26 protein-coding genes and 1 riboswitch are annotated in these 24887 nt (G+C 67.3%); of the genes, 9 read left to right on the top strand and 17 right to left on the bottom strand.

Annotated elements, in window-relative coordinates; translation table 11 throughout:
• Positions 1–219 precede the first annotated feature (219 nt).
• The gene (locus E3T49_RS13505) at positions 220–780 is read right to left on the bottom strand and encodes a TIGR03086 family metal-binding protein (RefSeq protein ID WP_134425419.1); all 561 of its coding nucleotides are present in this window, start codon (positions 778–780) and stop codon (positions 220–222) included.
• 184 nt (positions 781–964) lie between these two features.
• On the opposite strand from E3T49_RS13505, the gene E3T49_RS13500 reads away from it, so the two are divergent.
• On the top strand, positions 965–2275 hold the full coding sequence (locus tag E3T49_RS13500) for a DNA polymerase IV (RefSeq protein WP_134425418.1): 1311 nt from the start codon (positions 965–967) through the stop codon (positions 2273–2275).
• Between the two features lie 9 nt (positions 2276–2284).
• On the top strand, positions 2285–2617 hold the full coding sequence (locus E3T49_RS13495; protein WP_134425417.1) for a hypothetical protein: 333 nt from the start codon (positions 2285–2287) through the stop codon (positions 2615–2617).
• Between the two features lie 78 nt (positions 2618–2695).
• On the opposite strand, the gene nhaA is transcribed toward E3T49_RS13495, so the two are convergent.
• Complete coding sequence (nhaA, locus tag E3T49_RS13490; RefSeq protein WP_134425416.1) at positions 2696–4072, bottom strand: Na+/H+ antiporter NhaA; 1377 nt, start codon at positions 4070–4072, stop codon at positions 2696–2698.
• A 92-nt stretch (positions 4073–4164) separates the two neighbouring features.
• Positions 4165–4344, bottom strand: a complete 180-nt coding sequence (locus E3T49_RS13485; protein WP_134425415.1) for a hypothetical protein — start codon at positions 4342–4344, stop codon at positions 4165–4167.
• Positions 4345–4413: 69 nt separating this feature from the next.
• A riboswitch (TPP riboswitch) is annotated at positions 4414–4523 on the top strand.
• Positions 4524–4560: 37 nt separating this feature from the next.
• Between E3T49_RS13485 and E3T49_RS13480 the strand changes: the two genes are divergently transcribed.
• Genes E3T49_RS13480 through E3T49_RS13460 form a run of 5 tightly spaced genes read left to right on the top strand, consistent with a single transcriptional unit; the run spans position 4561 to position 8377 of the window.
• Positions 4561–5193, top strand: coding sequence for an ECF transporter S component (locus E3T49_RS13480; protein WP_134425414.1), 633 nt, complete (start codon positions 4561–4563; stop codon positions 5191–5193).
• A 10-nt stretch (positions 5194–5203) separates the two neighbouring features.
• On the top strand, positions 5204–6715 hold the full coding sequence (locus E3T49_RS13475; RefSeq protein WP_134425413.1) for an ABC transporter ATP-binding protein: 1512 nt from the start codon (positions 5204–5206) through the stop codon (positions 6713–6715).
• Positions 6712–7494 carry an energy-coupling factor transporter transmembrane component T family protein gene (locus tag E3T49_RS13470; protein WP_134425412.1) on the top strand — a complete coding sequence of 261 codons (783 nt, stop codon included), beginning with the start codon at positions 6712–6714 and terminating at the stop codon, positions 7492–7494. Before E3T49_RS13475 ends, E3T49_RS13470 begins: the two co-directional genes overlap by 4 nt.
• 40 nt (positions 7495–7534) lie before the next feature.
• Complete coding sequence (locus E3T49_RS13465) at positions 7535–8107, top strand: nucleoside/nucleotide kinase family protein (protein WP_134425411.1); 573 nt, start codon at positions 7535–7537, stop codon at positions 8105–8107.
• A gap of 9 nt (positions 8108–8116) precedes the next feature.
• The gene (locus E3T49_RS13460) at positions 8117–8377 is read left to right on the top strand and encodes a hypothetical protein (protein ID WP_134425410.1); all 261 of its coding nucleotides are present in this window, start codon (positions 8117–8119) and stop codon (positions 8375–8377) included.
• Positions 8378–8406: 29 nt separating this feature from the next.
• Here E3T49_RS13460 and E3T49_RS13455 read toward each other — a convergent pair whose 3' ends face one another.
• Genes E3T49_RS13455 through E3T49_RS13445 form a run of 3 tightly spaced genes read right to left on the bottom strand, consistent with a single transcriptional unit; the run spans position 8407 to position 11032 of the window.
• The gene (locus E3T49_RS13455; protein WP_134425409.1) at positions 8407–9708 is read right to left on the bottom strand and encodes a D-alanyl-D-alanine carboxypeptidase family protein; all 1302 of its coding nucleotides are present in this window, start codon (positions 9706–9708) and stop codon (positions 8407–8409) included.
• 23 nt (positions 9709–9731) lie between these two features.
• Positions 9732–10082 (bottom strand): metallopeptidase family protein, encoded by a 351-nt coding sequence (locus E3T49_RS13450; RefSeq protein ID WP_134425485.1) that lies wholly within the window; start codon positions 10080–10082, stop codon positions 9732–9734.
• Positions 10083–10135: 53 nt separating this feature from the next.
• Positions 10136–11032, bottom strand: a complete 897-nt coding sequence (locus E3T49_RS13445) for an ABC transporter substrate-binding protein (RefSeq protein WP_134425408.1) — start codon at positions 11030–11032, stop codon at positions 10136–10138.
• A gap of 419 nt (positions 11033–11451) precedes the next feature.
• Here E3T49_RS13445 and E3T49_RS16240 point away from each other — a divergent pair, with 419 nt between their 5' ends.
• Positions 11452–11619: a hypothetical protein gene (locus tag E3T49_RS16240; protein WP_166785557.1), complete on the top strand. Its 168-nt coding sequence runs from the start codon at positions 11452–11454 to the stop codon at positions 11617–11619.
• A gap of 28 nt (positions 11620–11647) precedes the next feature.
• On the opposite strand, the gene E3T49_RS13440 is transcribed toward E3T49_RS16240, so the two are convergent.
• Positions 11648–12562, bottom strand: coding sequence for a tyrosine-type recombinase/integrase (locus E3T49_RS13440; protein WP_134425407.1), 915 nt, complete (start codon positions 12560–12562; stop codon positions 11648–11650).
• Positions 12563–12869: 307 nt separating this feature from the next.
• Between E3T49_RS13440 and E3T49_RS13435 the strand changes: the two genes are divergently transcribed.
• Positions 12870–13994: an O-antigen ligase family protein gene (locus tag E3T49_RS13435; protein WP_166785556.1), complete on the top strand. Its 1125-nt coding sequence runs from the start codon at positions 12870–12872 to the stop codon at positions 13992–13994.
• Here E3T49_RS13435 and E3T49_RS13430 read toward each other — a convergent pair.
• The 10 genes from E3T49_RS13430 to E3T49_RS13385 all read right to left on the bottom strand — a co-directional run bounded on the left by E3T49_RS13430 (position 13978) and on the right by E3T49_RS13385 (position 24885).
• Positions 13978–15912: a hypothetical protein gene (locus E3T49_RS13430; RefSeq protein ID WP_134425405.1), complete on the bottom strand. Its 1935-nt coding sequence runs from the start codon at positions 15910–15912 to the stop codon at positions 13978–13980. The two genes, E3T49_RS13435 and E3T49_RS13430, sit on opposite strands and share 17 nt — an antisense overlap.
• A 241-nt stretch (positions 15913–16153) precedes the next feature.
• Positions 16154–16489: a hypothetical protein gene (locus E3T49_RS13425; protein WP_134425404.1), complete on the bottom strand. Its 336-nt coding sequence runs from the start codon at positions 16487–16489 to the stop codon at positions 16154–16156.
• Positions 16486–17148 (bottom strand): hypothetical protein, encoded by a 663-nt coding sequence (locus E3T49_RS13420; RefSeq protein WP_134425403.1) that lies wholly within the window; start codon positions 17146–17148, stop codon positions 16486–16488. The genes E3T49_RS13425 and E3T49_RS13420 overlap by 4 nt, the downstream gene beginning before the upstream one ends.
• The gene (locus E3T49_RS13415) at positions 17145–17408 is read right to left on the bottom strand and encodes a hypothetical protein (RefSeq protein ID WP_134425402.1); all 264 of its coding nucleotides are present in this window, start codon (positions 17406–17408) and stop codon (positions 17145–17147) included. Before E3T49_RS13415 ends, E3T49_RS13420 begins: the two co-directional genes overlap by 4 nt.
• Before the next feature lie 236 nt (positions 17409–17644).
• Positions 17645–18439, bottom strand: a complete 795-nt coding sequence (locus tag E3T49_RS13410) for a M23 family metallopeptidase (RefSeq protein WP_134425401.1) — start codon at positions 18437–18439, stop codon at positions 17645–17647.
• Positions 18439–18939 carry a gp53-like domain-containing protein gene (locus tag E3T49_RS13405; RefSeq protein ID WP_134425400.1) on the bottom strand — a complete coding sequence of 167 codons (501 nt, stop codon included), beginning with the start codon at positions 18937–18939 and terminating at the stop codon, positions 18439–18441. The genes E3T49_RS13410 and E3T49_RS13405 overlap by 1 nt, the downstream gene beginning before the upstream one ends.
• Before the next feature lie 55 nt (positions 18940–18994).
• The gene (locus tag E3T49_RS13400) at positions 18995–19852 is read right to left on the bottom strand and encodes a hypothetical protein (protein WP_134425399.1); all 858 of its coding nucleotides are present in this window, start codon (positions 19850–19852) and stop codon (positions 18995–18997) included.
• The gene (locus E3T49_RS13395) at positions 19852–20961 is read right to left on the bottom strand and encodes a hypothetical protein (RefSeq protein ID WP_134425398.1); all 1110 of its coding nucleotides are present in this window, start codon (positions 20959–20961) and stop codon (positions 19852–19854) included. Before E3T49_RS13395 ends, E3T49_RS13400 begins: the two co-directional genes overlap by 1 nt.
• Positions 20945–21799 (bottom strand): hypothetical protein, encoded by an 855-nt coding sequence (locus E3T49_RS13390; RefSeq protein WP_134425397.1) that lies wholly within the window; start codon positions 21797–21799, stop codon positions 20945–20947. The genes E3T49_RS13395 and E3T49_RS13390 overlap by 17 nt, the downstream gene beginning before the upstream one ends.
• Positions 21796–24885, bottom strand: coding sequence for a phage tail tape measure protein (locus tag E3T49_RS13385; RefSeq protein ID WP_134425396.1), 3090 nt, complete (start codon positions 24883–24885; stop codon positions 21796–21798). The genes E3T49_RS13390 and E3T49_RS13385 overlap by 4 nt, the downstream gene beginning before the upstream one ends.
• Positions 24886–24887: the final 2 nt, after the last annotated feature.

The following is a 24887-nucleotide window of genomic DNA, read 5'->3' as shown; positions in this document are numbered from 1 at the left end:
TCGCCGGTTCTGCTGGCCGGGTGATCGGCGTGTCGCGAAAATCTCCGAGGTTACCGCGGTCGGCGACGACGGATGCCGGTGGCACCCCTACCGAGGCCGGCACCGGGTCTCGACAAGCTCGACCACCGGGTCTCGACGAGCTCGACCACCGGGTCTCGACACGCTCGACCACCGGGTCTCGCCGGGGCCGAGAAGGTGACCCGGTAGCCCTGCCGCCGCCTACGGCCGGCGCGGGTCTCGGCCGGTCAGGGCAAGCAGCCGGTGCTGCAGGGGTGCGTTCTCATCGGCCGGCACCGCCGAGGCGAAGAGGCCGCTGGCCTCGAGGGTGTCCCGTTGCGCCTCGAACACCGTCCACACCCCGGCGACCAGGTCGGCGTCCAACGTCTCGTCGGCATCCGTGGCCCGGGCCAGGTCCCAGGAATGGATCGTGACGTCGGAGACCTGCTCGCGCAGATAGTCGGCTGCTGTCACGGTGTCATACGACAGGGTCACCGGGGCGTCCGCCGGTGTCGCCGCCCAGGCTTCGGCTGCCCGTGCCGAATGGGTGGCCCACTCCGTCGTCAGGTCCGGGCCCAGCGGGGCGAGGGAGCGCCGGGCGTCGAGCACGGACAGGCCGCCCAGTAGCGGAGCGACCCACTGTTGCTCGAGCACCACGTGCCGCACGAGGTCGGTCACGGTCCACTCGGTGTCGGGGGTGGAGGCGTTCCAATCGGTGATCAGGTGCAGGCGGGCGGCGAACTCGTCGGCGGCCAGTTTCTGGAGTGCGATCCAGTCGTGCATGTATGGGACTCCCTGTGTGGTGCGGTGGCTCTGGGTGAAACGGTGACACTCTTCAAACGGTACAACCGGCGTCCGCCGCCTCGCATTCCGGCTGCGGCGGAGGCGTCGTTCTCCGATAGCGCAAACGCGAGCAGGGCGCCACCGGCTGTCGCGCCCTGTCACCGGTCCGGGTTAGGGTCTCTCCATGGGCAGGCAGGACGGCAGTGATCGCACGGTCTCGACCGACGCGGTCGACGACAGCACGGCGACCCTGCTTCACATCGACCTGGACGCGTTCTTCGCGTCGGTGGAACTGCTCGACCACCCCGAGTTGGTCGACCGTCCCGTGATCGTGGGGCACCGCTCCGGCCGCTCGGTGGTCACGGCGGCGAACTACGTCGCCCGGCGCTACGGCGTCAATTCGGCCATGCCCATGGCCATCGCCCTGCGGCGCTGCCCCTCGGCGGTGGTGCTCGAACCGCACATGAGCCGGTACAAGGACTACTCCGCCCGGGTGATGCGCATCTTCGGCGACTTCACCCCCCTGGTCGAGCAGCTCGGCATCGACGAGGCCTTCCTGGACGTGGCAGGGGCGCGCCGCCTGCACGGCTCTCCGGCCGAGATCGGGGCGCAGATCCGGGCCCGGGTCGTGGCCGAGACCGGGCTGACCTGCTCGGTCGGCGCGGCCAGCACGAAGTTCGTCGCCAAGATGGCCTCGGGCCGGGCGAAACCCAACGGCCTGCTTGTGGTGCCGGCCGACGACACCCTCGCGTTCCTGCATCCGCTGCCCGTCGCCGCTCTCTGGGGGGTCGGCGCCACGACCGAGCAGACCCTGATCGGGCAGGGACTGCGCACCATCGGTGACCTGGCCGCCATCCCGCTGGCTGCACTGCAGAAAAGCGTGGGTGAGGCCTCGGGGCGCAAGCTGCATGATCTGGCCTGGGGGAGAGATCCGCGGGCCGTCACGGTGGAACACGAGGAGAAGAGCGTCGGTCACGAGGTCACCTTCGAACACGACGTGACGGATGTCGCCCGGCTCCGCAGCGAACTGCTGCGGCAGTCCGACGCCGTGGCGGCCCGGCTGCGCCGCGCCGGCCTCGTCGGCCGCTGCGTGGTGCTCAAGCTGCGTTACGCGGACTTCAGTACCGTCACACGCTCGCGCACACTCGCCGAGCCGACCGATGTGGGCCGCCGCATCTACGAGGAGGCGGCCGCCAGTTTCGGGGTGCTCGCGGCCCGGGGAATCCGGGTGCGCCTGATCGGTGTGCGCGTCGAACAGCTCAGCGACGGCGACGGCGCCGGGGTGGCCCTGTGGGACCCCGACGACGACTGGCGCGGCGCGGAACGGGCGGTGGACTCGCTGACGGCCCGGTTCGGGCGGGGCACGGTGCGACCGGCATCGCTGCTCGAGCCGAGCGCCCGCGAGCCCGGCACCCGAGAGCCCGGAACCCGCGAGCCCGGCACCCGCGAGCCCGCGGCCGGCCCCTCTGACCAGCCCAAACCCGACAGGGGGTAGCCTGAAAGCATGACTAGCCTTCCAGAACGACTCGCAGACATCTCCCGTTCCGCCGGCGTCCGGTCGGCGTACGGCGATCCCGTCCAGGTGGACGGCGTGACCCTGATTCCCGTCGCCCTCGTCTACTACGGCTTCGGCGGCGGCGAGGGTGACTCCGCGGCCACCGGCAGCGGTTCCGGCGGCGGCGGTGGCGGTGCGTCCCTGCCGATCGGCGCCTACGTGAAGTCCGGCGCGACCGCGCGTTTCGAACCCAACGTCATCTCGCTGCTCGCCGTGGGCATCCCGTTCGTCTGGGTTGCCGGCAAGACAATCGCGCGCATCATCCGCGCCCTGAAGCGCTAGCAGCGAAAAGCACCGGCCGCCCGGCCGCCCAGCCTCCACGGTTGAGGCGGCCGGGCGGCCGACTGTGCTTCGGCGCGGTCAGTGCCCGGTGCCGCGCCCGGCGCGAGCAGGCTCGGCCTGGAACACGTCGGGAATGCCGTCGTTGTCGGCGTCGAGCGCTTCCTTGTCGGCGATGCGCCCGTAGTGCCGGTCGCGGCTCCGCAGTACCACCGTCGCCAGCAGGGCGGCCAGCAGCGAACCGGTCAGGATGGCCACCTTGGCGTGGTCGTCGTGCGGGCTGCCCTGGCCGAAGGCCAGTTCGCTGATCAGCAGGGACACCGTGAAACCGACCCCGGCGAGCATGGCGACCCCGATCACGTCCACCCAGGCCAGATCCGGGTCCAGCGCCCCCCGGGTGGTCTTGGTGACCAGCACGGTCGCCAGCAGGATACCGACCGGCTTGCCGACGACCAGGGCCACGACGATTCCGATCGCGACCGGGTCGGTCAGCGCCGTCGCCAGGCCGTCCACTCCGCCGATCGTGACTCCGGCGGAGAAGAACGCGAACACCGGCACGGCGAACCCGGCCGACAGTGGGCGGATGCGGTGCTCGAGAATCTCGGCCAGACCCGGGCCGGCCTCCGGCCCGCCGCCGCGGCGACTGCGCAGCACCGGCACGGCGAAGCCGAGCAGCACACCGGCAACAGTGGCGTGGATGCCGGAACCGTGTACGAGAGCCCAGGTCACGAAGCCGAGCGGCAAGAGGATGGCGCCCGCGGCCCATCTCGTGGTGCCGAGCAGGTAGGAGTACTTGTGGGCCAGGAACGCGAACAGGCCGAGCGGCACGATTGCGAGCAGCAGCAGGATCGGTTGGAGGTCTCCCGAGTAGAAGAACGCGATGATGGCGATGGCGAGCAGGTCGTCGACCACGGCCAGGGTCAGGAGGAAGATCCGCAGCGCACTGGGGAGGCGGGAGCCGATCACGGCCAGCACGGCCACGGCGAAAGCGATATCGGTGGCGGTGGGAATGGCCCAGCCGCGCAACATCTCCGGCCCTGAGCTGAACGCGATGGCGGCGAAGATCAGCGCCGGCACGACGACGCCGCCGACGGCCGCGGCGACCGGTACGACGGCGCGGCTGAAACTGCGCAGATCGCCGGCGACGAACTCACGCTTGAGTTCGAGGCCTGCGATGAAGAAGAAGATCGCCAGGAGTCCATCGGCCGCCCACGCTCCGAGGCTCAGGTTCAGGTGCCACGGCTCATAGCCGACCTGGAAGTCCCGCACCGAATAGTAGAAGTCGGAAGCACCTGTGTTGGCCAGGATCAGCGCCAGAACGGTCGCCACGAGCAGAAGTGCGCCGCCGACGGTCTCCTTGCGCAGGATGGTCGCGACATGCAGGTACTCGCGGTAGCTGCCGCGGCGGAAGACGTTCTGCTTCGGGGCGGCAGGCAGGGATGGTGGTGGTGTCGTCATAGACGAGCCTCAGGCAATCGGGTTTTATGGCACACGAACAATACTGTCGACCAGACTTCCCGACTCACCGCTTCGAGCGTACCGCGTTCGGGCTAGCGTCGCCGCCCACGCCGGCGGTGCCACCACCGGCCGGGCCAGCCGCGCCAGCGTGCGGGAAAGTGCCAGGGACCGCGCACGGGCAGGCCGCGCAGCATGCGTCGCCGGCGCCGGATGAGCACACGCAGCAGGAAGAGCAGCAGCGCGGCGAGGAGCAGAGGAACGACGAACGTCATCGGCACTCGGCCTGGCTGCACCGGTACGCCCTGGATCCCATCCCGTGAGTCTAGGCCGCGGTCTATACTCGAAACGAACACGGGAGTCCGGTCAACCGGGCTGAGAGGAAGCTTCGGAAGCTTCGACCGTCGAACCTGATCTGGATCATGCCAGCGCAGGGAGGCAGATTTTCTCGTTCCCGTGCCCTGGAACCATCTACGGAAAGGGCACGACCAGTGCACGCTACATCCACCCTTCTCACCCCCTCCACGTCCCGGCAGCCACGCTCGTACCGCTGGCGTGTCGTCGACATCGTCATCGCCAGCGTCATCGGTGTGGCCAGCGGGCTGATCTTCATCGTCTGGAATCAGGCGTACAACCCGCTCAGCGGACTGCTGACCCCGTTGCTGCCGGGCCTGCAGGCTCTGCTGGGCGGCGGATGGCTGTTCGCCGGGGTCCTCGGCGGCCTCATCATCCGCAAACCCGGCGCCGCGATCTACACCGAACTGCTCGCAGCGGTCGTGTCGACCCTGGTCGGCGGCACCGCCTGGGGAGCCACCATCCTGGTGTCCGGCCTGGTGCAGGGTCTCGGTGCCGAGCTGGTCTTCGCGCTGTTCTTCTACGCCAACTACCGCCTCTACGTCGCACTGCTGGCCGGAGCGGGAGCCGGGCTCGCCCTCGCGGTCAACGACCTGCTGCTCTGGTACCCCGGCTCGGCCGCTCCCTTCATCACCATCTACACCGCCTCCTCGATCGTCTCCGGCATCGTCGTGGCCGGGTTGCTGTCCTGGCTCTTCATGCGCGGCCTCGCCCGCACCGGGGCGTTGTCGCGCTTCGCCGCCGGGCGCTCCAGCCGCACCCGGGTATGAGGGGTCTTCCATGACACCGAAAGCCGCGGCATCCGTCTCGGGCGCGTCCGTCGTGGCCCGCGGCTGGGGCTGGCGGCATGCCGGGCGGCGGGCCTGGGCGGTCGACGGCGTCGATCTCCGGATCGAGCCGGGCGAGCGTGTGCTGCTGCTGGGTGCTTCCGGGGCCGGCAAATCCACCCTGCTGCACGCCCTTGCGGGCGTGCTCGGCGGGGAGGAGGAGGGTGAGCGGCGCGGTCAGCTGCTTGTGAACGGCGCCGAGCCGAGCGGCGCGCGCGGCCAGTCCGGCCTGCTGCTGCAGGATCCGGACTCCCAGGTGATCCTGGCGCGCGTCGGCGACGACGTCGCGTTCGGCTGTGAGAACCTCGGCGTGCCCCGCGACGAGATCTGGCGCCGGGTGACGGATGCCCTCACGATGGTGGGCCTGAACGTGCCGCTGGATCATCCGACCTCGGCGTTGTCGGGCGGGCAGAAGCAGCGGCTGGCCCTGGCCGGCGTGCTGGCCATGCGGCCGGGGCTGCTGCTGCTCGACGAGCCGACCGCGAACCTCGACCCAGAGGGGGTTCTCGAGGTGCGGGAATCCGTGGCCCGGGTGCTCGAGCGCTCCGAGGCGACCTTCATCGTGATCGAGCACCGGGTCGCGATCTGGCAGAACCTCGTCAACCGGGTGATCGTGCTCGATGCGGCCGGAGGGGTTCTGGCCGACGGGTGTCCCGACGACGTGCTGACGAGCCAGGGGGACCGGCTCGCGGCCGCGGGCGTGTGGGTGCCCGGGCGGGGCAGCGGCCTGGTCGCCGCCCGGCGGGACGCTCCCGCCGGGACGGCGACGCTGCTGCGGACTCCCGGACTCGCCATCGCGCGAACCAAGGCCGAGATCGTCGCCCGGGACATCGAGGTGGAGGTTCTGGCCGGGACGGCGCTGGCCCTCACCGGGCCGAATGGGGCCGGCAAGTCCACGCTCGCGCTCACCCTCGCAGGCCTGCTGAAACCGGCCGGGGGAGCGGTGCTCGCCGTCCCGGAGTTCGCCGCCGGAGCCGGCCCCGAGCCCATCCGCTGGAAGTCGCGCCAGCTGCTCACCCGCATCGGTACTGTCTTTCAGGACCCCGAGCATCAGTTCGTGGCGGCCACCGTCAGGGCGGAGCTCTCCGTGGGGCCGCGCGCCCTCAGACAGCCGGAGGCGGCGATCACCGCCCGGGTCGACCAGGTTCTGCAACGGCTGCGCCTGGATCACCTGGCGGACGCGAATCCGTTCACCCTCTCCGGCGGTGAGAAACGCCGCCTGTCGGTGGGCACCGTGCTGGCCACACAGCCGAAACTGCTCGTGCTCGACGAACCGACCTTCGGGCAGGACCTGCGCACCTGGCGGGAGATCGTGGCCCTGCTCGACGAACTCCTCCGGGAGGGCACCGCCCTGGTCGCGGTCTCCCACGACGTCGATTTCGTGGCCACCGTGGCGCACCGGGAGTACCGGTTGGCCGGGCGAGCGGCCGCTCCGGCCGTCACCGCGGGCGCGGTGCCGCGATGAGCCTGCTCGCGCCCGCCCAGGGGCACCGGGCCATCTTCCGGATCAACCCGGTGGCGAAGCTGGCGGCAGCCCTGCTGCTGGCGGGTGTGCTCATCCTCACCATCGACTGGGTGTCCGCCGCCGTCGCGCTGGCCTGCGAGCTCGTGCTGTTCTTCTGGGCGGGCCTGTCACTGAAATCCTTCGCGCTGCGCACCCTGCCGGTCTGGATCGCTGCGCCCACCGCGGGCGTCACCACCCTGCTCTACGGGCAGTCGGCCGGAACCGTCTACTGGGCGTTCGGGTTTGTGAACGTGACCGAGGGGTCGGTGGAGCTCGCGATCGCGACGACCCTGCGCATCCTTGCCGTCGGGCTGCCGTCGGTGGTGCTGTTCGTGACGGTAGACCCGACCGATCTGGCCGACGGCCTCGCCCAGGTCGTGAAGCTGCCGGCCCGATTCGTGCTGGGAGGCCTGGCCGGGCTGCGCCTGGTCGGGCTGTTCCTCGAGGACTGGCGCGCGCTGGAACTGGCCCGTCGGGCCCGAGGCATCGCGGACGGCGGGGCCGTGCGGCGGCTCCTCAGTCAGGCGTTCGCCCTGCTCGTGCTGTCGATCCGCCGCGGCAGCAAACTGGCGACCGCCATGGAAGCCCGCGGGTTCGGCGCCCCGGGACGGCGCAGCTGGGCCCGCGAGTCCACGTTCCGAGGCCGGGAGCTGGCCCTGGTCGGCATCGGGCTGGCCGTGGCCCTGCTCTCGGTGGGCGTGTCCGTGGCAACGGGAAGCTGGAATTTTGTCCTCACCTGAGAGGCCTCAGGCTTCCGCCGATCCGCTCCACGACCGACGGATGCTGCTGGCCCCCGTGATCCGGGATCTCGCCGCCGTCGGCGCCACGCCCGTCGTTCTCATCGACGGGCCGAGCGGGGCCGGAAAGAGCACCCTCGCCGACGCGCTGGTCGACGCCTGGCCGGGTGCGTTCCGCCCCACCCTGGTGCGGCTGGACGACATCTACCCCGGCTGGCAGGGGCTGGACGCCGCCTCCGTGCACCTGGCCGAGCATGTGCTCGTGCCGCGGGCGCTCGGTCTGCCGGCTGCCTGGCAGCGCTACGACTGGTCGCGGGGCGAACCGGCGGAGTGGCATCCGGTGCGCGCGGACCGTCCGCTGATCGTGGAGGGTTGCGGCACCCTCGCTGCGGCGCACACGGCGCGGAGCGACATCCGGGTGTGGCTGGGCGCCGACGACCGGATCCGCAAACAGCGGGCCCTCGCCCGAGACGGCGAGCTGTTCCGTTCGCACTGGGACGAGTGGGAGGCCGATTGGGAGGCGTACCGCGCACGGGAGCAGCCCGAGCAGCAGGCGACGGTCGTGCTCCTGGGGACTCCGGGCATCCGTCGCCCGCCAGACCGTGCGAGGGGCTAGGTTGAACGTATGGCTGATCAAGGTGCTGAAAACGTTCTTTACACCGCGGAGTTCATCGACGGGCCCCTCGCCGGGCAGGTCGACAACCGGGTACTGATCCACGGCAAGCATGACCCGCGGGTCAGCATGCTGGCGGCCGTCGAAGGCGTCGAGACTCTGTTCTGGTACGACGAGGTCGACACGCGCGACGTGCAGGGCCGCCTGCATGTGCGGTACCGGTTCGACGCCGGCGAGAGCGATCCGTACCTGCCTACCCGCGAAGGCGAGTAGCGGCCCGAACCGGACGGCTGACGGGTCGACTATCTGGTCGACTCGATCAGTGCGGAGATCATCGGAACCGGGTGCAGCAGACGCCAGCCGAGTCCGGGGGCGCTGATCGTCTGGTCGAGCACGAGCTTCGACGACACCTCGGCTCCGCCTGCCTCGACCGTGACCCGGCCGACGTCCTTGCCGGCCCGGCCGGTGGCGAAGGTCTCCAGGGTCACCTCGGCGGCGGTCGGGGCCTCGGCCTGCCAGCCGAAGGTGGTCTTCGCCGTGCGCACTGTTCCGGAGGCCGTCTCGCCCCACGGGGTGCTGAACTCCACGTAGGCGTCACCCTGGGCGAGGGTGGGCAGATCGCGCACGCCGGCACGGGCGCTCTCCATCAGGGCCGTGACGTCGGCGGTGAGGGTGTCGTAGTCAGGTTCGCCGATCAGCGCCCCGGCGAACGTGTACACCGAGGCGGGGCCCTGCACCTGGGCGGTGAAGAGGAAGCAGACGCCGGCGCCGTCCGTGTAGCTGCGGGTGATGCCGGTCACGCCTTCCTCGGCCAGGAACGCCGTGGTGTTGTCAACGCCGCGCTGGCCCACCAGGGCCGAGGCAGGCTGGGCGAGGATGCCGGCGACCACCGGGTCGGTGGCGGCCAGGCCGGCCAGCCGGGCGAGATCGCTCGCCGTTCCCACGCTGTCGTCGCTGAGGCCGGTGGCGTCGGCGACGCTCGTTGCGGATAGGCCCTGCTCGGCGAGCCAGGCGTTGGCCGCGGCGGTGTACGCATCGAGGGAGCCGAAGGCCCACCGGGCCAGGGTGTCGGCGTGGTTGTTGCTGGAGCCGAGGACCATCGCCTGGAGCAGCTCCGTCTGGGTCCACCGCTCACCCGGGAAGACGACAACGGCGCGGGCACCGGAATTGCCGTAGTCGATGTAACCCTGGTAGTCGGCGGCCGTGATCGCGACCTCAGGTCCGGTCTCACCGAGGGCCAGGGGCTTGGCGTCGAGGACGACCAGGGCGGTCACGATCTTCGTTGCGGCGGCCATCGGCAGCGGATCGCTCGTGCCGGCCACTGCGAGAGGTTCGGTGGTCGCCAGGGCGGCGGCGTCCAGCACGGTCACGTCGGGAGCCGCCGGGTCGGGGGCCATCGCTGCCAGCCCGATGACGGCGCTGCCGCCGGTGGCCGGCAGCACGGGCGGGAACGGCACCGCCTCGCCCGCCGCCGGGGTGACGAGTGTGGCCGTGGCCTCCGGCAGCGGCCCGAGCAGAGTGGCCGGGCCGTACACTCCGACGGTCAGGATGACGAGCGCGCCGACCGTGGCGCCGATGATGCGGGCAGGCCGTGATCTACTCATGACGCAAGGCTAACGGTGGTTCGTCATCCCCAGCCGAGGTCGTGCAGCCTGTCGTCGTCGATGCCGTAGAAATGCGCGATCTCGTGCACGAGCGTGATGTGCACCTGGTCGCGCAGCTCGTCGAGGTCGGCGCACAGTTCCAGCAGAGGTTCGCGGTAGAGCACGATCCGGTCGGGCATCTCACCGAAGCCGTACTGCCCGCGCTCGGTCAGGGCCACCCCGTCGTAGAGGCCGAGAGTGTCGAGGGTGCCGTCCTCGGGCCGGTCCTCGACCACGAAGATCACGTTGTCCAGGCCGTCGATCATGTCGTTGGGCAGCAGATCCAGCTCCTCGACGACCAGACGTTCGAATTCCTCGTGGTCCAGCTGCGGCATCCGTTCAGAATCAGGCACCCGATCAGCATCTCACGCGGCAGGCCCGCGGCGGATCAGCCGTTGGCGGCCGCATTGATCGTGATGGTCGTGAGCGCGCCGTCGGCGACCCCCCAGGCGGCAAGGATCTCACCGTAGGAACCGTCAGCGACCATCGACTGCAGAGCGGCCTGCACGGCCTCAGCCATACCGGAGTCCTTCTCCACGGCCATGCCGTACGACGTCTCGTCGAAGGAGCTGCCGGCCTTCTGCAGCTTGCCGGCGGTCCGCTGGATCGCGTAGAGGGTGACCGGTGAATCGGCGCTGAAGGCGTCGGCCTGGCCGAGCACCGTGGCGTTGGCGGCCAGGTCCTGGGTTTCGAACTTGAGCTTGACGATCGGGGGCTTGCCTGCCGCGACACAGTCGGCGTTCTTGGCGGGAATCTCTTCGGTGTCCTCGTAGCTGGCGGACTGCACGGCGACCTTCAGGCCGCAGGCGTCGTCGGGGTCCACGGTCGACCCGGTGGCGGAGGCCCATTGGATGCCCGCGCTGTAGTAGTTGACGAAGTCGACCTGCTCCTCGCGCTTGAGGTTGTCGGTGAACGACGAGTTGCCCACGTCGAGCTTGCCGCCCATGAGGCTCGGGATGATGGTCTCGAAGTTCGCCACCGTGTAGTCGGGGGTCAGACCCAGCTTGGCGGCGACCGCGGTGCCCAATTCGACGCCCCAGCCGATCGGGTTGCCGGAGGCGTCTTTGAACTCATTGGGGGAGTAGTTGGGGCTCGTTCCGATCACCAGCATGCCGGAGGCACGCACCTCCTCCGGGACCAACGCGGCGGCGGCAGTGTCCTCGGTGACGACGCGGGCGGGCGCGGTTCCGGCGGCGCCGGCGACCGGCACGGTGTTGTCGACGCAGCCCGTGAGCGCCAGGGCGGCCAGGGCAGCCACGAAGAGGAGGACGGAGCGAGCACGCATGAAGGACTACTTTCAGCTGTCCCGAGCCGTCGGACCGATGGAGAGGCCACAGCGAGGACTGGCAGGGGGAAACGGGTGGTACCGGAGATGTGGCCGTGCGACCGGGAGACGATGCTCCGGTCGCACGACCACAGGGCGGCCACTGCGTGTTTCTATTGGGGTGAGTAACGGGGCTTGAAACCGTGCAGGCACGATAGCGCTTACCCCCTACTTCCCGGCAATGACGCGGATTATCAGGGAATTTCCCTTTTCGGTTGTAGGCCCACACTATCCCCAAACAGACCCCATATGTAGGTATACCTACACCTAATCACCCCGGCGCTGTCGAAAACCCACCCCCAAAACGAGGTACCCGAACAGAAACCACCGGCACCCAGACGGAAACCAGCACCCGCCCGAATGTAGGTATGCTGCCGGGCATGCGAGACGACCTCGAACACCTCCATCTCGACGAGGATCCCGACACCCTCCCCGACGACGACCCCGACCTGATCTCCGGCCACCACCGACTCGCACAGCTGCGCTCGCAGGAGGGCGACGTCGTCGAGCTCCGGGGCACAGCGAAACGCCCCGCCCTACCGGAGTAGGACGGGGCGAGGCCGAGGGGCCGGGCGGCTACGCTGCGCCGGAGATGAACGCGCTGACCAGGTGCGCGGCGTGCCGATCGAGGTTCTGCCGGCCACGGTCATACCGAGTGGTGATTCGGGGGTCGGAGTGCCTCGCGAAGATCTGCGCGTCACGGAGCGGGGCACCCGCATCGAGCGCCGCTGTGATGCTCGCGTGCCTCAGGGTGTGCGGGTGGACGCCGGCGGGGAGCCCGGCGGCCTTGGCCAGAGACTTGATCCGGGTGTACGCGGCGCGGCGGTCCATCGGCGTGCCGTTCTTCCGGAGGATGAGCGGGCCCGAGGTGCGGTCGCCGGCGCACTCCCGCAGCGCGCGGAGCACCGGCACCGGCAGGGGGATGGTGGCCGGCTTCCCGCCCTTGCCGACCAGGCGCAGCACCTGGTGGCCGCGGACCTCGTGCGCGAAGTCCTCGATCTGCACGTTGCAGGCCTCGGAGACGCGCAGGCCGAGCAACCCCATCAGCGTGACCAGGGCACCGTTTGTCGGCGAGCTCGCCCGGGCGGTGGCAACCAAGCGGCCCAGCTCGATCCGGGAGAGGCCGAGCGTGCGCGCCTCGTCGTACTGGACCTTCGGCATCCGCAGGAACACGGTCGGGTCCTTCGTGATGCGGTCGTCGGCGAGTGCGATGCGGTAGAAGCCTTTGAGGGTGGAGAGGCGGCGGTGCACGGCGGCGGCCCCGTTGCCGCGTTCCTCCTCGAGGTAGCGGGCGAAGAACTCCAGGTGCACGCGGGACGCCTGCAGGGGGTTGATGCCGTTGACGGCGCACCAGTCGAAGAGGATGCGCAGGTCCGCCAGGTACATGGTGCGGGTGTCGCCGGTGTACCGGGCGAGGAAGGCCGCGGCGGCGATCTCTTCCTCAGTCATGCTGGCCTTGAAGAGATGCGTGATGGCGCTAGGGTTTGTCATGTTGACTCCATGTGCTCTGATCGGTGCTGGGGTTGACTGCCTCGTCTGGTGTTAGCGCACCGGGCGGGGCCTTTCTTGTTCGTGCGACTATACGCCCTCGAGGTGACAGCGCCGACCACCACGACGAAACGGCCCCGGCCGCCCTCCGAAGAGAGCGACCGGGGCCGAGGTGTCGTGCTGCTATGTGGGTTGTTTAGACGGGGTGTAGGCCGGTATGCCTGCGGTTGATATTGCGCGCTGAGATACACTCGCAACCATGCGCCCACAAAACATTACACAGCCAGGTGTAGGGCCGCGCGGATGGCTCATGGCTGCACTTGCGGGCCTCTCCACTTTTGACCCCACACTGGTTCTCACCGTTGGGCCGTTCGTCGCCTGTGTCGTGTTCTTGTTCGGCAGGCCGGGACGGTTGCGCATCACACCATCCGTCCTCCTCGCAATCGCGTTGCTGGCTTGGATTTGGCTGTCTGTGAGCTGGTCCGTCAACCCCGCTGCGGGACAATCCACAATCATGTGGGCGGCGCTGCTCATCATCTTCATCGCAACCGTGGACTACATCCAGACCCTCCAACAATTGCGCCTTGTGGCCACCGGCTACCTCGTAGGGGCGTTCTTTGCTGTGGCTCAAACCATCTTCGAGAATCAGGCGGCAGAGGGTGCTCGTGTTGGGGTGGAGGGTTTGAACGTCAACTACTTGGCCTACGCCCTAGCGTCCGGGTTCGCGCTGATTGTTCTGCTGTGGATGACGGGGCCGCGCACCAAGCGTGCACGGGTGGCGCTGCTCGTTGTGCTGGTTTCCCTTGCGGTCGGCGTTGAACTCGCAGGGACCCGTGGTGCGCTGCTCGGGGTGGGCCTTGTTGCCGTGTGGCTCGTTCTTTGCTGGGCTGCCCGCCGCCCGCCGTTGAAGGCTCTGGTGGTCGCGTTGCTGGTGGTGTGCGTCCTGATGATTTCGGGGGTGTCAGATAAGGCGTCTCTTGTGTTTGAGGGTGGCGACCGTGCGACAGGTGACTGGTCGGGGCGGCTTGTTCTGTGGCCGTTGGCGCGTCAGATTTGGGCGCAGCACCCGCTGGCCGGGATTGGCATGGGTGGGTTTCATGTTGAGAGCGGGACGGGGATTGGTGCGCACAACGCCTTGTTAGAGGTGGGTGTCAGCTTGGGTCTGGTGGGGTTGCTGCTGTTCGTGGCCTTGTTCTGGACGACGCTCTCAAATGGTGTTGGGGCGGTTGATGCCCGCCTGCGTGCTGTCCTTCTGGGTGCGTTCTTGCTCGCGTCAGCCCCCGCTTACTTGTCGGGCACGTGGGAATCGGCCCCGGCTTCGTGGGTGGTTTTGGCCGTGTTCTCACGCCTTGCCGTGTTGGCACCCGCACCGGACCCGTTGAGTGTCGGGTCGGTGCGGGTGTCACACGGTCGAATGGTTACGCAGCCACGGTGATACTGAGCGCCCCACCGTTTCCTACGCGGATGCGGTAGCGGGTTCCATCGGGGGAGGCGAGCACGAACCCCTTCGTTGTGGACTGCACTTCCACGTCGCGGTCGCCCACGGCAACCTGTGAGGCGCGGGTGACGACCGTGCCCGCGCCGAGCGCAACAGTGTTTCCGTAGCCGGTCGCGTCTGCCCCGGAACCAATTGCTATGGAGCTGACCACGGCTTTGGCGTTCACACCGATCGTTACCGCATCCGTACCCGACGAGTTGGTGCCGTACCCGACAGCAACCGCGCCACTGACGGCGGTTGCGCCACGGCCCACAGCGGTCCCGGCGTTGCCGGCAGATGCGAGGCGACCGATGGCGGTTCCGGCGTCAGCGGTGACGACGGTCTTGTATCCGACCGCCACAATGTCAGCACCGGTCGCAGCGGCACCGGCACCAATGGCGACAGACTGTCCGCCGACCACCATTGCAAGGCCGACAGCAGTTGACGTGTCCGTGGTGGTGTGGCCGCCGAACACGTCCCCAGTGTCAGCCTCCCAAATTCGGACACTGCCGGGGGCACCGATGGAGCCGCGAACGGTCGTCGGGCTGCCATTGATGAGCGCATACGCAGTCATCGTGTTCGGCCCTGTACGAACTGCGGTGAAGAACGAGTCCTGCCCGCCAAGGCTGGGGAGGGTCGGCCATTCGTAGACAAGCCCGCCAGAATGTGCGGTGCCGGCTGCGATGGCGGGGCGGGTGTCGTCATATTCGGCGCGGAACGTCACATAGACGAAGTTGTCGCGCGGGTCCTTCCACGAACCCGTAGCGAAAGCGACGAGGCCCGCACGCCCCGTTTTCATGTTCCAGGTTTGCACAACAACCTGCTTCATGGGGTCGGCCTCACGAACAACACCGAACAGACCGTTGTGCCCATTGTCAGAGCCGAGAACAAGACCGTCCACGGTTGAACGGATCACGGTCGGCGCGTTGAAGTTGCCGTTATCTTCCGCCATTCGCATGCCCGGTGCGACAGCCCACGTCAGTCCGTTGTTGGACGAGTGGTGGATTCCACCGCCTGGCCCGTGGCCCTCGCCCACGTAGAAGCGGTCACTGATCGGGTCGTAGCAGGCACCGTGCAGGTGCGACACTGCGGTGTTTGCGGTGCCGATCTGCAACACCGAGTCATACCGGCGAATGAACGTGCTGCCCGAGTCGGTACTGATGTACCCGTAGCGGGAGTCAGCCCATGTTGTAGCCGAATATTCGACCATGATGAACTTGGTTCCGTCGCCGTCGAGGCCGAAGCTGTTGAAAATGCCGGTGCCGTTCGGGGTGATCTTCGACGTTGACCAAGTGGCGGCGTTCCCGTTCGCCCAGCCAGAAGACTTGCGCAGTTCATGCGCAGACATAACCAGCACCTCACCATCCGATGTGGGAACAATGCGGCCAATGAACGCCTCATCACCAACACCGGGCCACGAGTTGCAATACAGCTGCCAAGTCACACCCTCATCAGCGCTGCGGTAAATGTCTCCGATTGAACCGTTGCCGCCCCACATGTAGCCGCCGAAATACTCCACAAAGCGGGGGTCGGTGCCACCGTTCACGGTGATGACCGCGTTACGCAACGTCGGCGGGACCTGCGTTGTCACTGGTGCCATAGTGGCAGTTAGTTCCGCTTCGGTGGGGACGGATGCGGCGGCAGTAGCAGCGGCCACGCGGGAAGTCTCGGCAGCAGCGGCGGCAGTCACGGTTGCGTCCCGGGCCGCGATGACGTCCGCCATCCACAGCGGTACCGCGTAGCCCGCAGTGTTCACCGGCACCACGTCGACCAGGTCGGCCCATGTCACCGTCGCCGTGCCCGGCACCATCACCGTGCGCGGCCACGACACCGACTCCATCTTTCCGTTCACCCACGAGTCCAGGATGAGCAGCACCTCGAGAGGTGCGTCAGCTGTCGCCGCCGGGATCACGAACGGGCCGAGCTCATCCTCACGGAGGATCACGCCGGCCTTGACGATGCCCTTGGCCCGGGCGCTGGTAATCAGACCCGCCGAGGTCGAGAACGGGGTGGGCGCGTTCGTGTAAATGGTGCCGCCTGCGAGTTCTTCAGCGCCGTTCAGCAGGGGTGGGGTGGGTGAAAATGTGGGCACGAGTGCTCCTTTGGATCAGGGGTGGTTAGAGCGAGTGCTGGGCTGTACGGGAGGGCTCGACGGCGGTGTAGGTCGGGACCGCGCTGGATCCGAGCAGCCACTTCTCCGCCTGCGGCCAGCGTTTGCCGAGCTGGCGGGCACCCCAGTAGTAGAGGGCGATGACGGCCGCGGTGGCCGCAGCGTTCAGGAGTACCCGTGGCGACACGTCCGGGGGCAGGAATGTCGCGGCGGAGCTGAGGAAGTCACCGAGCCACGTGAAGGTGAGCAGCGCCCAGCCGAGGGCAGAGCCGACGACGAGGGGCACGAACGTGCGGATGTAGGCGATCGCGCGTTCGCGGATCGGGGGGAAGGTGATGGTCATGGGGTCGCTCCTTCGGAGGGGGTGGTGATCGGCTCGACGCGGCAGGGGCCTGCGACGGTCAGGGTGGTTGTGGTGGTGTCGGGGTGAGTGAGGGTGAACAGCCAGTCCCCGTCGTCCTGGCAGGCAACGGCGGTGATGCCAGGGCCGCTCGGTCCAGCGGGGCCGGGGACGGTTGAATCAGCGCCAGTCGTGCCCACCGGGCCGGGGGTGGTCGAGTCTGCGCCAGCGGCCCCGTCTGTGCCGTCGGCCCCGTCCTCACCGTCGAGCGGGATGAGTGCGGGAGCGACCGGGCCAGCCGGACCTGCAGCGCCGACACAGTCGAGGCGGATCAGACAGTAGGCGGCCACGGACGACGACACCTCTTCGGCGGTGGGTGGCCGCCCGGGTGCGCCGTCGTTGCCGGACTTGCCGGTGTCGCCCGCGATGACCTCCGCGGGCTTCTCCGCTTCCGGCTCGATGCCGGAGGTGAGCAGCTGCTGGTAGAGCCCGTTCGCGTTCTCCGTGGCCGCGCGCGTGTCCTGCCTGGCGGCGGTGAGCTCAGAGCGCAGGTCGGCGTTGGCGGCCCCGAGGTAGACGGCCCCGGCCGTGAATATGGAGAGGGTCAGCATCCCCACAATCCCAGTGGCGATCTGCCATTTTCGTTCGGTGCGGATCATCATGCTCCTTTGATACTGAACAGGACGATGCCTGTGACGACGGTGCCGACCATGCCGAGGAAGCTGATGCCGATGGCGAACCATTGCTGGGCCCTCGTTTTCCGCTGCTCGTCACGGTCGGTTTCCAGCTTCTGGATTCGATCGGTTGCCGCGGTGTGCTGGATCTGAGTGACCATGCCGCGGGCGACACCGTCGACGGAGTCTTTGAGGTCGCGGATGCTGCGTAGGAGTTCCCACCCGTTCGGCTCGGGTTCGGCGGTCACGCGCGCGCTCGTTGCATCCTCAGATGTGGGTCTGCTCGGGGGTGGGCGGGGTGGGCTCGGGTAGCGTTCATGGCTAGCCCTCCTTGCTGCTATTGGCGGGGCGGGTCAGCCCCCGGCGCATGTTGGATCACGCGCCGGGGGTGCTGGGTCTTTCAGGCTTCGGGCAGATGCACCAGTCGCACGACCGCCAGCACGGGCATACCGAGGCAGGGTCGTGACGGCACGGCATCAGGCAGCTACTGAGCCAGCCGGCGTGCCGCGTCGTCGTTCACTGCCTTGGCGAGCGCTGCGTAGTCGATGGCTGGTGTGGACCCGCCGACAGACGCTGGGAGTGCCTTGGCAACAGCAGCCGCGACGTCGCGCACGAGGTCGTTACGGCGGCCCTGCGCTTCACGGACGATGGTGGTCAGTTCGTCGGCGCTGAGCCCGCCGACTGCGCCGAACGCCTTCTCGTTGGAGCCGATCGAGAAGGCGTTGCCTCCCGACGCCGAACCGTAGACGAGGGCGGTGTGTTCTCCGACGAGGGCGATCGCGCCGCCGGCAACTTTGAAAATCTGCATGTCTGTGTCCTTCGAGAGTTCGGGGAGTGGGGTCTCGTCGAGCCCCGCGGGCGAGGTGGATGAGATGAAGTAGTCCCACGGGTTGCAGCGCACACCGGCAGGATTGAGTAGGTGTCGGTGCAGGTGCGCCGTGACCCCGCCGGTGTCGCCCGTGTAGGCGATGAGGTCGCCCTGTTTGAACTCCTGCATATTGCGGCCCACGTAGGTCGACAGGTGGGAGAACACGTCCGCCCAGCCCGCGTTCTGCTTGTGCCAGAACCGGCAGGAGTTACCCGCTGATCCGTCGTTCGGTCGACGTTCCATGACTCCATCGGTGGGCGCGTACACGGGCTGCGGGGTTTGCGCCACCAGGTCGATCCCGGGGCGCTTGCCGCCGGTTCGCGCCAGGTGGTTGAGCCAAGAAATGGCGGGGCTGCGGTCGTCATCCTCGATTACGATCGAGGGCCCGTTGAGTACGTAGTTCTTCAGCATCAGTCGCCGAACGCAATGTAGTTGAACGATGTCGGGAAGCCGGAAACCGCAACTTCGTTCTGCATGACCCGGATGACCGCGCCCGTAGCACTCCGAGAAACGACCTTCAGAGGAACCGGCCCGATGCCGCCGCCCGTATTGGAGTCAGTGACGACGATGGCGGTGCAGGCAGACGTGAACGGCGATGAGAACGTCACGGTGATGTCGCCGCCCTGTGAGCTTGTGCCGGCACCAACCCCGCCTCGAATGAGGCCGGTCACTTTCTTCCACCCAGTCGACGTATACCGGTACTCGAGGTTGTCTGTTGTGTCCCCCCATAGGAGGCCCACGAACTTTTTTGCCCCGCTGAGGGCGTTGCGGTCAGCAGTGGTGCCGACTCGGCGCGTGCCAATCTCGGCGCACTGGTCAGAGAGAAGCTCCTCGTCGACGCCCAGGTCGGGGCCCTCGAGGACGTTGAAGCGGAGTTGGCCGCGCGGGCCGACTGCTGTGGATGCTGCCAAAGTGTGCTCCTAAATGCGAATAGCCCCGCCGAAGCGAGGCCATGAATGGGAAGGGTTAGCGGGTGCCGGTGAACCGGAGCGCACCCGAGAGCGCATCGGATCCGGTGCCGCGCCAGATGGTGTATCCGGATCGGGTGACACCGATTCCGCCGCCAGCCATGAGGGCAGCCACCCATGCGAGCGGGATCTGCACCCAGCCTGAGCGCGGTTCAAGGGCGATCTGACCGGACACTGCCACGTTGCCGCCCATTGAACCCGAGGGGTGCGTGCCGATCTGTGGGGAGTTGCCGGACGCCTGCCGGGGGTTGAGGAATATTTCTACCTTCGTGACCGTCGCACCGCGCAAGGCATCCGCCACACGGGAGCTGTAGAACCATGCACCCGTGTTGTTGTCGCCGTTGTAGACATCATTCGTCCACCAGCGCCCATTGAACGACCCTGATTGCGCGGCCATGACGAGCAGGTTCCCGAACGCAACCGGGGCCGCGCTCTGATTCTCCGTTGGCATCACCGTCACTGGAACGCTCGTCACCTTGCCTTGAATGATGCCCGTCGCCCAGTTGATCTCCACGTCATCGCCGATCGCGGGCACGTAGCCGTCGCGGTAACCGAGCATGTGCTCGATGCCGCTGACCAACACCGTGCACTTCGGGGAACCGCCAGCCTTGATCACACCGAGCGGGGCCAACTGTGCGGCCGGCCCCGTCACGATCAGAGCCCCATTGCGGCGCTCAAGCTGCACCGACATGCCCTCGACTGGTGGGTAGAAGCCTGTGCACGGGAGGGTGACGGCGCGGTCGCCCACGTTCACGACCGCCAACACACCCTCCATGCGAACGAACACACCCAGCTTGGAGCCAACGTCGGGGATCGTCGCCAGCTTGTTCAGGATCAGCTCAGTGTCCGACGCCATCAGAGCACCCGCGAGGCTTTCAACGTCACCGTCATCAGCTCCGAATCCGACATGGCGAACTTCACGAGCACTCCCTGCAGGGGTCGGACATGCCCAACTACTTTGAGCGGGTCGCCCAGTTCGAATAGCGGGTTGATGATGCACTGAATGGGTACCTCGAACTGCTGCGAACCCACAGATGCAGCCAACCTCGCTGCGACGAATGCGTCAGCCTGTGCCTGTGTTTTCACGAGGTCGCTGCTCACGTAGAGGGTGTTCTCCCCATATGGGCCGCTGACAGCGAGCGGGCCGATGGTGACCTGTGCCACTGCGTAGATTGGCGTGCGCTCAGCCGTCTCGAAGTTTCCCACCACGCAGTTGTAGACGGTCTCTGTCTCCACCGCATAAGGCACATCTGTCACGGTTCCGTTCATGCCGATGAGCAGGGAGCCGACCGGATCGCCAGCAACGTCGGGAACGACCACGACAGCGCCTGCCGGGTTTATGACACCCGACCCACCCAGAACCCCCGCGAGAGCCTGCACGCCTTTGAGTCGCCCACCCCGCGTCGCCTCGTACACAATGGCGGCCGGGATTGGCTTATCAGGGACCGACTCGACGACGGGCATGTTCGTGATGCGGCGAATCTCAGCCCAGCACGACGCCAGAGACGGCGGCTGCTCCTCGCTGCGGAACCCGCGGCGCTTCAAGTTCACGTCCAGCGACTCGAACACCAGGTCGACGACCGACGCGATCACCACCCGCTCACCGTTCACCGTTGCGAAATGGTCCTGCGCGTACGGGGCCCCCGTCACCTTGAACCAGCCGAGCTGTACCGTCTCCGAGAATCCGCCGACTGTTACCTCCATGAGCAGGAACAGGCGGGCGCGGAACGGAGACAGAATGCCCTCCGCCCCCTCCGGCGTCAGGGACTCTCCATGCACTGACTGGTGCGCGACCGTACCCGAGCCGCCCATCTTCACCTCCGCCCCAAGATCGCCGTCCAGCGACCAAGACAGCAGGTCCACGTCTTGCAGAACACGCTCCGAACCGTGGAACACGTCAGCGATCAGCCGGCGCGAGAAGGAGCCCCTGAGGACCTGCGCGAGTGCGTCAGAGTGCGCTCTCATTGGATGCTCCAATCAGGTCGTAGCGGCGGTTCACAGCGAGCCGGGAAGCGTTATCGGCGTTCAGCGCCGCGCGTGTCGAGTAGTAGGCGTTGAGGTCCGCGCGGGTTAGGAGCGGGATGAACAGACCGGGGGCAGGAGGGGCAACCTCGTCGCCCTGCATCACCGTCGTGATCTGCTCGCCCAGACCCATAGCCAGGTTCACGTCCTGCTCGTCTGCTGCCAGAACCGCGGCGAAGAACGGGGACGGAAGTCGCACCCGGTCGCGTGTCCCCAAACGGAAACACAGGATCGGCGGCAGGTCCGTGTCATAGGTGCCGAACATGGCCTGCAGTTTGTCGGCATGCTCGAGGGTGTCCGTCACCACGGTGAGGTCGACGCCTTGCACCCCGCGCCGCTGTCCCGACACGAGTACACCTACGCGCCGCCCGGTCGGATAGACCACGCTGCCCTCAGTTGGGCGAACGATGGACCGCGCCGCAGACGGGCGGAACTCGATCGGGATGGCTCCCTGTGGGTCCAGCGGGTTGTGCACCCACGATTCCCGGACGTGCATTGTGATCGTCGTCGAGTCTGTGAACCCGAGCGGTACCCCGGCGGCGTTGAACATCTCCGCCCGGTACGTCACTGGTGTCCCATTGCCGGGGATTTCCATGTCAATGCGGGTGAGCGCGCCAGCGACTGCAGCACGGATCGCCCCGCGCACTTCCTTCTCCTGACCGCCCGCCTTGCGGTGGACGGTGACCGTGGCCGTGCCCGCCACGAACGAGGTAAACAGGACCTCGGCGCGGGGGCACGGCTTCCAGCTGTAGAACGGTGTAATTGTTGGTGCGTGGCTCACTGCTTCCCCCTACGGATCTGACTTGCACTGGCGTTCGATGCGGACACGATCTGCTCCTGGATGACCGCGGTCATCTGCCGGCCGTCGACACTCATGACGAGGGTCGCGCCGGCTAGGGAAACGGTCGGGGATATGGTCACCGAGGATTGGCCGCCGCCGCCGCCGCCGCCGCCGCCGTAGGACGGGACGTACTGCACTGGGGCTGCGTAGCCCGCAGTGCCGCCAGTTGCGAGACCTGGAATGCCCCGGTACTGATCGACCTTGTCGGCATTGATCGCCTTCAGCAGTGGCCGGTACTTGTCAGCCATCGCCGTACGGGTGACCTCTTCGCCGTTCGACAGCATCACGGGGATGGAGTCCGACGTTGCGGTTCCTGGTCCGTGAATGGTGCCACCAGTCGCCTTATTTAGCGGGTTGGCGAAATATGCTTGCGCCTGCCCCGTGTACCGGGCCGCCGCCGCCGCCATGCTGCGGTCACCGTTCGATGCCTCCATGAACAGGGAGCCGGTGATCTTGACGCCATCCCACTTCGCCTTGAATAGGGACAACTGCTCCGTGGCAAGTGCCGTGTTAACAAGCAGCTTCGTTTCTCGTTCAGTTGGCATGGCGAACACCTTGTCGAGGAGCTTCTGCACCTCTTCGGCGCTGTACCCATTCGCCTCGGCCTGCTTCTGTAGCTCTTCACGGCTGAGGCCGAGCGTGGTGATGTACTTGTCAGTCGCATCCTTCGCGCTCATCGTGGTCTTGTCGACCTCGAACTGTGCGAGCGCAGCCGCCTGGGCGTCAGCCGCAACACCCGAAAGCATGGCGGCGTTCGCCGAACCCGAAGCCGTGGACTCGTCCAGGCTGAGAGTGAACCCATCCAGTGTGCCGACGAAACCCTCAAGGGTGCCATTTGCCTCTTCATAGCCCTCTTCTTGCAGCTTGATGAACTCGTCCTTTTGGCGTTCCACCTCGTCGGAAATTCCAGCCATCGAAGCTTGGAAGGCCGCGTTGGAAGAGACCGCGTCCTGACCGATGCCGTTGGCCTCGTTGATGGCCTCCATTAGCGTTAGAACCTCGCCAGCCAGCGCCGAAGCCTCGTCAGCCGCAGCGAGGTACGCCTCGGATGCCGTGATGGCGACCGGGGCTGCGCTGCCGAATGCCAGCTCAAGTAGAGCCGTCTTGTTCGCGGCCTCGTCAGTCGATGTGACGTTGATGCCAAGCTCTTTGGCCTGGTCAACGAGTGCCTGCTTGTAGCCGGGCATCGAATTGAGCAGCCGCCATTGTGACTGCTCGGATTCGTCGGTTTCCGCCGAGAGCAACCGGAACGCCGCCTGAGCGCTCGGCAGGTCCTCGGAAGCCAGGGACCCAAGCTCTGTGCCGAGATCCTTGAGCGCCCCGAATGCCCCGAAGTGGGTCTGATCGAAGCGCGCCCACAGGTTGCCCGACTGCTCGGCGGAAGCCTGCAACACGGCGGGCAGGTCCTCGAGCTGCGCGGTCACGTCCTGCCATGCCGTCCACTCGCGCCCCTCGCCGATGGTTGCGAAGATTTGCGCAGCGTCCGAAGCTGTCGTCAGGCTGTTAGTCACCTCAGCCGAGGTCGCCTTGAGCGAGTCGAAGTAGTCGACCATGAGCTTCACGCCCACAGCAGCAGCCGCGAGCGCAAGCCCCCACGGTCCGGTCATGAATTTGGCGGTGGCAGCAAGAGCCGCGCCAGACTTCGCCGAAGCGCTGGTCAGGCCAGCAGCTGCAGCAGCAACACCGGGCATCGAAGACGTGGACAGCACCACAAGCGCCGACTGGTACGCCGCGATCTTCGGGACCGCGAGCAGGAAGCCGCCACCCGCGAGGGCGACAGCACCGCCCATCAGGGCCACGGTCGCAACCGTGCCCTGCAGAACAGGGTCCATGCCGCCTAGCAGGTTGGCGAACCCACCGACAGCCTCAGCTGCCGCCGACACGGCAGGCAAGAACACCTGACCGAACGAGATGGCGGCATCCGTGACCCGGTTGCTCGCGACCTGCAACTGCGACTCAACCGTGGCGTACCGCTTCGCGGCCTCCTCGGCGAGGGCGGAGTTTGACTCCCACGCGGAATCGCCCAGCTTCAGAGAGTCGGTCAGCAGGTCGCCGGCACCAGCCAAGCGTAGGATCACGCCCGTCTCTTCGGTGCCCTTGACGCCGAGGTCATCCATGGTGTCGATGACGTTTCCGCCCTCGTCCTTTACCCGGCCAAGGCCCTTCACCATCATGTCGACCGCACGAACAGGGTCAGTCTCAAATGCGGTAGCGAACTCCTTGGACGAGACGCCGGCGACCTTCGCCAGGTTGTCCAGTCCCTCGCCGCCCTCCATCACATCGGCGTACATGCGCTGCATCACACGGGACATCACGCCGCCACCGAGCTGCGCTTCGATGCCAACTGAGGCCATAGCGTTCGCCAGGGCCAGCACGTCAGACTCCGACGCGCCCACGAGCTTCGCCGCGCCTGCGATGCGCTTCGCCATCTCAAGGATCTCAGCCTCAGTGGAGGCACCCGCATTGCCGAGCGCAACCAGCGCGGAACCGAAACGCTCCACGCCCTCCGCCCCTTCGCGCCGCATCGTGCCCATCACGTTGGAAATCTGAGCGATGGAGGTGGCGGCCTCGTCAGCACTTAGGTTCGTTGTCTCGCTGAGGTCCACCATCGTCTTTGTGAAGCCGACGACATCTTCACGTGCCACGCCAAGCTGCCCCGCAGCCTCAGCCACACCAGCGATTTCTTCATGCGTAGCGGGGAGGACCTTGGCGAGGGACCGCAGCCCCTCTTCCACCTTTGCGAGTTCAGCTGGGGTGCCATCCACCGTCTTGGTTACGCCAGCCCAGGCCGACTGCCAGCCGATTGCAGCCTTCACCGAGAGAGCCGTGGCGGCCACGGCGACCGCGCCAACGACCATAAGCCCGCGGCCTGCCGACTCCATAGCCTGCTTCTGCTGCTCCACCTGACGCGCCGCCTGCTCAGCCGCAGTTCCCGCGTCAGCGGTGGCCTTCCGAGCCTTCTCCATGCCCTGCAGGTACCCGGTCACCTGTGCGGTGAGTGAAACCTTGACGGTACGATCGGTCATTT

This window comes from Cryobacterium cryoconiti (genome assembly GCF_004403065.1).
GTDB classification, from domain to species: domain Bacteria; phylum Actinomycetota; class Actinomycetes; order Actinomycetales; family Microbacteriaceae; genus Cryobacterium; species Cryobacterium cryoconiti.
This window is presented reverse-complemented; position numbering and strand designations above follow the sequence as displayed.

Excerpts from the sequence above, each read along its gene's own strand:
- E3T49_RS13425 (WP_134425404.1), bottom strand. The coding sequence starts at position 16,489 with ATGACCATCACCTTCCCCCCGATCCGCGAACGCGCGATCGCCTACATC.
- E3T49_RS13505 (WP_134425419.1), bottom strand. The coding sequence starts at position 780 with ATGCACGACTGGATCGCACTCCAGAAACTGGCCGCCGACGAGTTCGCC.
- E3T49_RS13440 (WP_134425407.1), bottom strand. The coding sequence starts at position 12,562 with ATGACAAACCCTAGCGCCATCACGCATCTCTTCAAGGCCAGCATGACT.
- E3T49_RS13395 (WP_134425398.1), bottom strand. The coding sequence starts at position 20,961 with ATGAGAGCGCACTCTGACGCACTCGCGCAGGTCCTCAGGGGCTCCTTC.
- E3T49_RS13445 (WP_134425408.1), bottom strand. The coding sequence starts at position 11,032 with ATGCGTGCTCGCTCCGTCCTCCTCTTCGTGGCTGCCCTGGCCGCCCTG.
- E3T49_RS13420 (WP_134425403.1), bottom strand. The coding sequence starts at position 17,148 with ATGATGATCCGCACCGAACGAAAATGGCAGATCGCCACTGGGATTGTG.
- E3T49_RS13410 (WP_134425401.1), bottom strand. The coding sequence starts at position 18,439 with ATGCTGAAGAACTACGTACTCAACGGGCCCTCGATCGTAATCGAGGAT.
- E3T49_RS13385 (WP_134425396.1), bottom strand. The coding sequence starts at position 24,885 with ATGACCGATCGTACCGTCAAGGTTTCACTCACCGCACAGGTGACCGGG.
- E3T49_RS13450 (WP_134425485.1), bottom strand. The coding sequence starts at position 10,082 with ATGCCGCAGCTGGACCACGAGGAATTCGAACGTCTGGTCGTCGAGGAG.
- E3T49_RS13475 (WP_134425413.1), top strand. The coding sequence starts at position 5,204 with ATGACACCGAAAGCCGCGGCATCCGTCTCGGGCGCGTCCGTCGTGGCC.
- E3T49_RS13455 (WP_134425409.1), bottom strand. The coding sequence starts at position 9,708 with ATGAGTAGATCACGGCCTGCCCGCATCATCGGCGCCACGGTCGGCGCG.
- E3T49_RS16240 (WP_166785557.1), top strand. The coding sequence starts at position 11,452 with ATGCGAGACGACCTCGAACACCTCCATCTCGACGAGGATCCCGACACC.
- E3T49_RS13470 (WP_134425412.1), top strand. The coding sequence starts at position 6,712 with ATGAGCCTGCTCGCGCCCGCCCAGGGGCACCGGGCCATCTTCCGGATC.
- E3T49_RS13495 (WP_134425417.1), top strand. The coding sequence starts at position 2,285 with ATGACTAGCCTTCCAGAACGACTCGCAGACATCTCCCGTTCCGCCGGC.
- nhaA (WP_134425416.1), bottom strand. The coding sequence starts at position 4,072 with ATGACGACACCACCACCATCCCTGCCTGCCGCCCCGAAGCAGAACGTC.
- E3T49_RS13400 (WP_134425399.1), bottom strand. The coding sequence starts at position 19,852 with ATGGCGTCGGACACTGAGCTGATCCTGAACAAGCTGGCGACGATCCCC.
- E3T49_RS13435 (WP_166785556.1), top strand. The coding sequence starts at position 12,870 with ATGGCTGCACTTGCGGGCCTCTCCACTTTTGACCCCACACTGGTTCTC.
- E3T49_RS13485 (WP_134425415.1), bottom strand. The coding sequence starts at position 4,344 with ATGACGTTCGTCGTTCCTCTGCTCCTCGCCGCGCTGCTGCTCTTCCTG.
- E3T49_RS13460 (WP_134425410.1), top strand. The coding sequence starts at position 8,117 with ATGGCTGATCAAGGTGCTGAAAACGTTCTTTACACCGCGGAGTTCATC.
- E3T49_RS13465 (WP_134425411.1), top strand. The coding sequence starts at position 7,535 with ATGCTGCTGGCCCCCGTGATCCGGGATCTCGCCGCCGTCGGCGCCACG.
- E3T49_RS13500 (WP_134425418.1), top strand. The coding sequence starts at position 965 with ATGGGCAGGCAGGACGGCAGTGATCGCACGGTCTCGACCGACGCGGTC.